5 protein-coding genes, 1 tRNA gene and 1 pseudogene are annotated in these 7062 nt (G+C 67.9%); 4 read left to right on the forward strand and 3 right to left on the reverse strand.

Annotation, left to right across the window (positions count from 1 at the left end; all coding sequences use genetic code 11):
• Positions 1–412: 412 nt before the first annotated feature.
• Entirely contained in the window at positions 413–793 is a 381-nt protein-coding gene (locus ABZY44_RS37105; RefSeq protein ID WP_356661880.1) for an HIT domain-containing protein, read from the forward strand.
• 2 nt (positions 794–795) lie between these two features.
• On the opposite strand, the gene ABZY44_RS37110 is transcribed toward ABZY44_RS37105, so the two are convergent.
• From ABZY44_RS37110 to ABZY44_RS37120, 3 genes are all read right to left on the reverse strand, one after another.
• A complete protein-coding gene (locus ABZY44_RS37110) occupies positions 796–1890 on the reverse strand; it encodes a UDP-N-acetylglucosamine--N-acetylmuramyl-(pentapeptide) pyrophosphoryl-undecaprenol N-acetylglucosamine transferase (protein WP_356661882.1) in 1095 nt (364 codons plus the stop codon).
• 69 nt (positions 1891–1959) lie between these two features.
• A tRNA-Ala gene (locus ABZY44_RS37115) sits at positions 1960–2034 on the reverse strand.
• A 173-nt stretch (positions 2035–2207) separates the two neighbouring features.
• Positions 2208–3797 (reverse strand): aminoacyl--tRNA ligase-related protein, encoded by a 1590-nt coding sequence (locus ABZY44_RS37120; protein ID WP_356661884.1) that lies wholly within the window; start codon positions 3795–3797, stop codon positions 2208–2210.
• 189 nt (positions 3798–3986) lie between these two features.
• Between ABZY44_RS37120 and ABZY44_RS37125 the strand changes: the two are divergent.
• The 3 genes and pseudogenes from ABZY44_RS37125 to ABZY44_RS37135 all read left to right on the forward strand — a co-directional run.
• Positions 3987–4334: pseudogene (locus ABZY44_RS37125) on the forward strand (hypothetical protein); the annotation flags it as partial.
• Positions 4335–5661: 1327 nt separating this feature from the next.
• Complete coding sequence (locus ABZY44_RS37130; protein WP_356661886.1) at positions 5662–5928, forward strand: plasmid pRiA4b ORF-3 family protein; 267 nt, start codon at positions 5662–5664, stop codon at positions 5926–5928.
• Between the two features lie 10 nt (positions 5929–5938).
• Positions 5939–6739, forward strand: coding sequence for a class I SAM-dependent methyltransferase (locus tag ABZY44_RS37135; RefSeq protein WP_356661888.1), 801 nt, complete (start codon positions 5939–5941; stop codon positions 6737–6739).
• The last annotated feature ends 323 nt before the right edge of the window (positions 6740–7062 follow it).

Below are 7062 nucleotides of genomic sequence, written 5' to 3' on the forward strand. Positions count from 1 at the left end.
GCGGAAGCTCCGCTGCAGCCCCAACCGGATCACCAACATCGTGAAGGCCGTCCTCGTCCTTCACCACGCCTCAACCTGAGGTTGGAAAAGGCTCAATGAATCAGCCCTGCCTGTGGAGTTGACTGCTCGCCCGAGCGGGCGCGGCGTTGGGTCTCCCATTCGCCCGCTCACCCATTTGGGGTATTGCTCGGAAATGGTTCTGCTTGAGGGAAAGTGAGCTGTCAGGGTGCGGAATGACGCCGCGGTCGGCAATGCGTTGACGGGAGTACGGCTTCGGTCGGGATGAACGGCTCCCGCCGCTCCCCTATCCGATGCATGTAGAGCTAGGCGGCCACGGTGAAGTGAGCGAGGGGGCCTTTCCGAGCCTGTATTCTGACGCCCAATCGCCCCCTGACAACAAAGGTGACGCACTGTGAAGACCGAATCGCCGGTGAGCGACTTCTACTGCAACCAGGCCCTAAGCGGGCGGGTGGAAATCCAGCCGGTGGTCGAGACGGAGCGAGTCCTCGCCTTCCACCACACCAACCCGTCGTATCCGGTGCACATCGTGGTGATTCCGAAGGAGCATGTCCCCTCGCTCACGGACCTCGGCGATGCGGACCTCGGCTTGGTTCACGAAGTGGTCGAGGTGGTCCGTGAAGTCGCGGCCATGGTGGAGAAGGAGCACGGTTCGTGTTCCGTCAACACGAACCTAGGGCTCTACCAGGAGTCGAAGCACATGCACTGGCACGTGTACTACCGCGGGGAGAGCGCGAGGGAGATCCTCGGCATGTACGGCCACCACGACCGCTGACCTCAGCGCCGTACAGCGGCTGGCCTTGCGGCAGCCAGGGTTAGCCGGGCAACCGTGGAAGCAGCTTCGCGGGCGTGGCGTGCCGTCGGCCCCGGATCCGGCTCACGCGGGGTTTCCCGGAGCTTGCCGCAGGCCTGTACGAGAGGCTTGCCGTCGGCCAGGGCTTCGTCGGCTACGACGACGCAACGGCTCGGATTCCGTTCGGCGTACGCGGCGGCGTTTTCGATCTGGTCGCCTCGGCTGACGGACGTGGGCAGCGGCACGAGCACGGCCGGGATGGCGAGGGCTTCGATTTCGGCGAGGGTGGTTGCGCCGGCGCGACCGATGACGGTATCGGCCAGGTGCAGGGCGTCGTTCATGTCCTGGTGCAGGTATTCGACCTGCCAGTACCCGGTCCGTCCTTCGAGGGTGGGGTCTAGGTTGCCCTTGCCGCAGACGTGCAGGACCGCGTACCGGCCGCACAGGGCGTCGAGTTGGGCGCGGATGGCCTTGTTGACGCGTTGGGATCCGCTGCTGCCGCAGAAGACGAGCAGCACCTGGGTGCTCTCGGGTACCCCGAGGCGGTTGCGGAGGCCAGCGGGGTCTGCCGTGGTGAGGTCGGATCGGAGCGGGAGGCCGGTGATCGCTGCTTTGGCGGAGAGCCAGCGCGGGGTTTGGGGGGCCGGCGTCGTGCTGAAGCAGACGGTGTCGGCGAGGCGCGCGAGGATGAGGTTGGCGAGGCCGAGGGAGCGGTCGGACTCGTGGATCACGATGGGGACCTTGCACAGCCAGGCGGCCACGCCGACCGGGACCGATACGTACGAGCCCTTGGAGAAAAGGGCGTCGGGGCGCTCCGAGCGCATCACGCGCCAGGCGGCGGCCACCCCGCGTGCGACGGTGAGGGGCATGAGGAGGTTGCTCCACGAGCGGTGGCGTTTCAGTCCGGCGGCGGGCACTGCCCGGAAGGGAAGGCTGGCGCGCTCGGCGTACTCGCTTTCGATGCTGCCGCTGCGGCCGATGAACACGAGCTGGGCGCCGGAGGCGGCGAGCTGGTCGGCCACGGCCAGGGCGGGGACGACGTGGCCGGCGCTCGCGCCGCCGGTGATAGCGATCTTCACAGGAGTTCCATTCGAGTTCTCTGCGGCGCGCTGCAGCCGCACCCACCGGCAGAATTAAATTTGTGTGTCTGGTCGGGTCGACTGGATTCGAACCAGTTCCTCGGCAACGCTTTTGCCGTGCTCCACCAGTTGAGCTACGACCCGTTTGAGTTGCAGCGATGGCGACTATATGGCTGGCTGTCGCGGCACGTCAATGGCGAGATGGTAATTGACCGGCGCGAATGTCAGGAGATCTCTATAATTCGAGACAGCTGAATTGACGCCGCTCGAAATCGTAACTCGAGCGGCGCCGCGTGCGCTTTAGTGGCCTGTTTGATCTATTGGCGTGTGCTGAAAATTCGGGGAATGTGGCTGGGGTCGGTGGTTGTGGTGCGACCGGTCCAGCGGTTGGTGATCTCGACTTCGTCGTTGTTGTGGCGGGGGGAGATGACGGCGTGGTGCGGCAGGCCCAGGAGGCGGGCGTAGCGGAGCTTGTCGCCGGCGGGCAGGGTCCGGTCGTCGATGAGCAAGGTAATTCCACGGTTTCGAAGCTGTCGGACGAGGTGGTCGGTGCGTTCGCGCATGGCGGGGAGGTCGGCGCGCAGGACGGTGAGGTGCAGGTCGGCGGGTCCGGTGCCGGCCTTCCAGCGGAGGCCGTGGTGGTCTCGGTGGAGTTCGGCGGTGGTCTGGAGGCAGCGGGTGAGGCCGATGCCGGAGCAGGCCATCCAAGGTGTCTGGGCGGCGCCGTGTTCGTCCGTGAACCTTAGGTTCATGGGGGTGGAGTACTGGCGGCCGAGTTCGAAGACGTGGGCGACTTCGACGGCGTGGGTGTCGCTGTAGTGGCCCTGGTGGCAGCGCAGGCAGGTGGAGCCGGGCGTGGCCTGGTGGAGGTCGGTGCCCGAGGGTGTGAGGGCCAGCAGGCCGCGCCCGCCGTCCCAGGACATGCTGGTGCGCAGTCCGTCGGCCCCATCGGAGATGGCGAACTTCTCCAGGGCGCTGACGGAGGTGTCGAAGAGGAGGACTGTGCCGGCGGCCTGGGCGGCGGTCCAGGGGGTGAGGGTGCCGGCCGGGGTGCCGTACAGCTCCGGAAGTAGGTCGGGGTCCAGGAGGGTGACGTGGGTGGCGCCGGTGGCTTCGGCGAGTTTGCGGGCGCTGACCTGGAGGTCGGAGCGGATGGCTACGGCGGTGGGCTGGCGTCTGCCGTCGGGGCCGGTCGCGGCGAAGACGATGACGTTGACGACGGGTTCCCCCGTGTGGGGTGTGGGCTCGGAGCTGAGGAGGGCGGCGTCTCCGCGGTTGCCGCAGTGCCCGCAGGCCAGGAGGGTGCTCTGCCCGCTGTCGCCCAGGAGGAGGTGCTCGGTACTGGCGCCGGCGGAGATGCTGCCCCCGTCGGCGGGGGCTTGGAACGTGCCGGTCAGGCCCATGCCGGTGAGGGCGGCCGCGCACGCGTCGTTGAGGAAGCCGGTGGAGGCCCGCATGGCCTCGGGGCTGGTGTCGAAGGTGTAGCAGTCGGCCATCGTGAACTCGCGGGAGCGCATGAGGCCACCGCGGGGGGAGAGCTCATCGCGGAACTTGGTGGTGCTGAGGAAGAGGCGGGCGGGCAGGTCCCGGAAGGACCGCAGGCGGTCGCGGACCGTGGCGGTGGCGATCTCCTCGGAGGTCGGCGCCAGACACAAGTCCTCGCCGCTGCGGCTCCGGGAGGTCAGGAGAGCTCCCTCCCGCTGGTAGGCATCCCAGCGCCCGGTCTCCTTCCACAGCCTGCTGCTCTGCAGGGTGGGGAAGGAGACCGTGTGGGCGCCGCGTTCCTCGAACGCGCGGCGGGCGATGGAGGACAGGCGGTCGTGAACCCGCAGTCCGAGGGGTAGGAGGGTGAAGACACCGCTGGCGGCTGTGGCGGAGACGAGGCCGAGGGAGTCGAGAAGCTCCATCGTGGTCGACCCGGGGTCGGCGGCGCGGGGGCGGACCGGAGGGTGCGCGTCGCCTACCGCCCCACGCCACGTCCTTCCGGAAACCTCCGAGGCGTGCCTCTAAAATTCGAACATACGTGTTAATGAAATATGCGCCACCAGCAGTTTCCCCCGATCTGATCCGGACCCAGCTCGCTTGGAACCGCACCTATGAAGCCCTCGCCCCCCTCACCCCACACAGAGCCCTACCGCGCTGCGCCGCGAGCTCCTGCACCTTTCCCGCGCCCTGGCCGCGCACCCGTACTGGGCTGTCCCCGGCCGTTCCCCGGCGGGCCGGATGGAGCTGCTGCGCCAGGCCCGCGCAGGCCGCTGGGTGTGGGCGGCGTGATCCGGCTGACCGAGCGCCGGCTGCGGATCCTCGAAGCGATCGCCGCCCATACCACCGCCCACGGGGCAGGCCTGTCGGTCCGCGAGATCGGCTCGGCTGTGGGACTCACCAGCTCGAGCAGCGTCGCGTTCCAGCTGGCCCAGCTCGAGCGCGGCGGGCTGCTGGTCCGCTCCGGCCGGGCCTGGTCCACGGCCGAACTCACGAGCACGGCGGTGCGCCGTCTTGCCGCCTCGCGGTAAGTCCTGCGCCGTGCCATGCGGTCCGGCGTAGGCCGGGCCGTGACTTTTTTCGTTGCCGGGTCCGCCGGACGGAGCACCTGGCGGCTGGGTTGGGTTGGGTTGGGTTGGCGGGAGTGTTCGCGGAAGTGCCGACACCCCGCTGGGAGGGAGCCGACGTTACGGGGGGTGATTATCTCTCCACCGCGCTCCCAAAAATCTATGTTGGCCGGAGTAGACATATGGCGGTGCTGTGGTTATGGTTTCTCTCGTAACGCAGAGAGACCGCAGGGCCTGGCAGAGACGAACTGCCGGGCAGCAGTACCCGTAGTACGAGTAAGTGCAGTGCGTAGGACGGTGCGGTGGTGGAGTGTCGAAGCCAGAGTGGTTGCAGGACGGCGACGGGACTGACGACCGGACCGGGTGGCCCGCATTCATCAGGGGCCGCCATGAAGCAGTACCGCGGTTAACGCAGGTGGGCAGTACCCGTAAGTGCAGTACGCAGTACCCGCGGTAGAGCAGTACCCAGCAGTGAAGTCAGTGGAGCAGCACCTCGGTGAAGGCGTCGGCTGCGGGCGCGCGCACCGGGAGGTCCGGCAGTGGGGTTCTAAGCCAGAGCAGATGCACGATGGGCAACGGGGCTGGCTGCCGGAGGTGACGCTCGTACAGGTCACAAGCAGTACAGGTGGTTCGCAGTTCAGCAATAGAAGCAGTACCGCGTTGCAGTAGTTCGCAGTCCCCCCTGTAAGAGATAGTTGATCAAGAGGGATAGAACGGAGGGGCCGAAGCATCATCAGGATCGCCCGGACGGAATGTTGAGTCCGGGTACCGCAGGACATCGTCAGTGAGGTGGTCTCCGGTCAAGCAACCGCGATCCCCGCACCCCCGGCAGCAGTAAGGCCGGCGGGCGGAACAGAAGGCCGGCGCAGTTCCAGGGCCGGCAGATGGTGTAGCAGTTCCTTCGGGGCCCGGGAGCCACATGCTCCCGGGCCCCTCCACGCGTTCCAGAAAGAGGTGCGATGACAGCAGACGACTCGACCGTACTCGCCACTTCGGCCACCCCGGACACCAGGGCCAGGCTCCCGCAGCCTGCACGGGGGCGGTTAGCCTCCCAGGGGATCGGCAGTAAGCCCGCCTGTGGGAGGGATGGATGGTGGCTGACGTGCAGGACTGGGAGCAGCGCAACCGGCCCATGTACGGGATGACTGTCTGGCGGCGCTGGAACTACGACGGTCGACCCGCCCTCGCGGGGACGAGGCCGCCGCCGCGAGGGAAGAGTGCCATGCCCGCTGACTCCGTCCTGCAGATCAAGGTCACCCTGGCCGACATCCACCCGCCGATCTGGCGACGGCTGCAGGTCCCGGCCGACCTCAAACTCGCCCGTCTGCACCTGGCGATCCAGACCGCGATGGGCTGGAGGAACTACCACATGCACCTCTTCGCCACCCGGCTGGCGACTGCGGGCTACGCGACAGGGAACCCGGTCACCGCGACGGGCGGAGGACGCCGCTGGATACGGTCGCTCCCACCGCCGACGATACGCAATTAGGGTACGGAGTATGAGCCACACTCCCGTTGACCCCGTCGCGCACAACCGCCTCGCCTGGGACCGCGAGGTGGAGGAGGGCAACGAGTGGTCACGCCCGGTCGGCCCCGAGGTGATCGCGAAGGCGCGGGCCGGCCAGTGGTCCATCGTCCTGATCGGGTACGAGCCGGTCGACCCGACCTGGTTCCCGCCAGAGATCGCCGGTCGCGACGTGCTCTGCCTCGCCTCCGGCGGCGGGCAGCAGGGTCCGGTGCTGGCAGCGGCGGGCGCGCGGGTGACCGTCTTCGATAACTCGCCCCGCCAGCTGGCGCAGGACGAGATGGTCGCGGCGCGGGAGGGGCTCGACCTACGCACCGTGCTCGGTGACGCGCGCGACCTGAGCCCGTTCCCAGACGCCTCGTTCGACCTTGTCGTCCACCCGGTCTCCAACCTGTTCATCCCGGAGCTGGCGCCGGTCTGGCGCGAGTGCCACCGTGTGCTGCGCCCCGGCGGGACGCTGCTGTCCGGCTTCCTCAACCCGGACGTCTACCTCTTCGACGCCGAGTCGTTGGAGGCGCGCGGCGAGCTGGTGGTGCGCCACCGCCTGCCCTACAGCGACCTCACCCACCTGGAGCCCTCCGAGCGGGAACGGCTGTGGGGCCTCCACGCGCCGGTGGAGTACAGCCACACGCTAACCGAGCAGCTCGGCGGGCAGATCGCGGCGGGCTTCGCCATCACCGGCTTCGCCGAGGCACCGCACCACTCGGAGGCCACCGCCGGCTGGCTCTCCGGCTACTTCGCCACGAAAGCGGTCAAGGCTGGCGCCGGTCACTGACCCTCCACCAGCCGAGGCAGGTCAGCAGTGAGCCGGCGGGCGGCTGGGTCAGGTGGACAAGGGCCTTGACCCCGGATTTTGAACACGTCTATGCGGCTTGGGCCAGGGTAGTTGCTGTTGGTTGGGAGTCGTTCTCGTAGGCGATCGGGGACCACCGCCGCGGACCAGGCGGCGCCGAAGGCGCCGGATCTGATTGGACGTGACTTCACCGCGGCCGCGGTGAACACGGAGCCTTTTTCAACCTGACCGCGATGCCGAGCTGTTGGGGGTCAACGGGCTGTACGTAACGATGAAACTCCTGGTAGACGGGTTATCGACCAAGA

This window comes from Streptomyces sp. NPDC006544, assembly GCF_040611715.1.
GTDB lineage: Bacteria > Actinomycetota > Actinomycetes > Streptomycetales > Streptomycetaceae > Streptomyces.

Bases quoted from the DNA above. Each gene is read 5' to 3' on its own strand.
- ABZY44_RS37120 (WP_356661884.1), bottom strand. From the start codon at position 3,797: ATGGAGCTTCTCGACTCCCTCGGCCTCGTCTCCGCCACAGCCGCCAGC.
- ABZY44_RS37130 (WP_356661886.1), top strand. From the start codon at position 5,662: ATGCCCGCTGACTCCGTCCTGCAGATCAAGGTCACCCTGGCCGACATC.
- ABZY44_RS37135 (WP_356661888.1), top strand. From the start codon at position 5,939: ATGAGCCACACTCCCGTTGACCCCGTCGCGCACAACCGCCTCGCCTGG.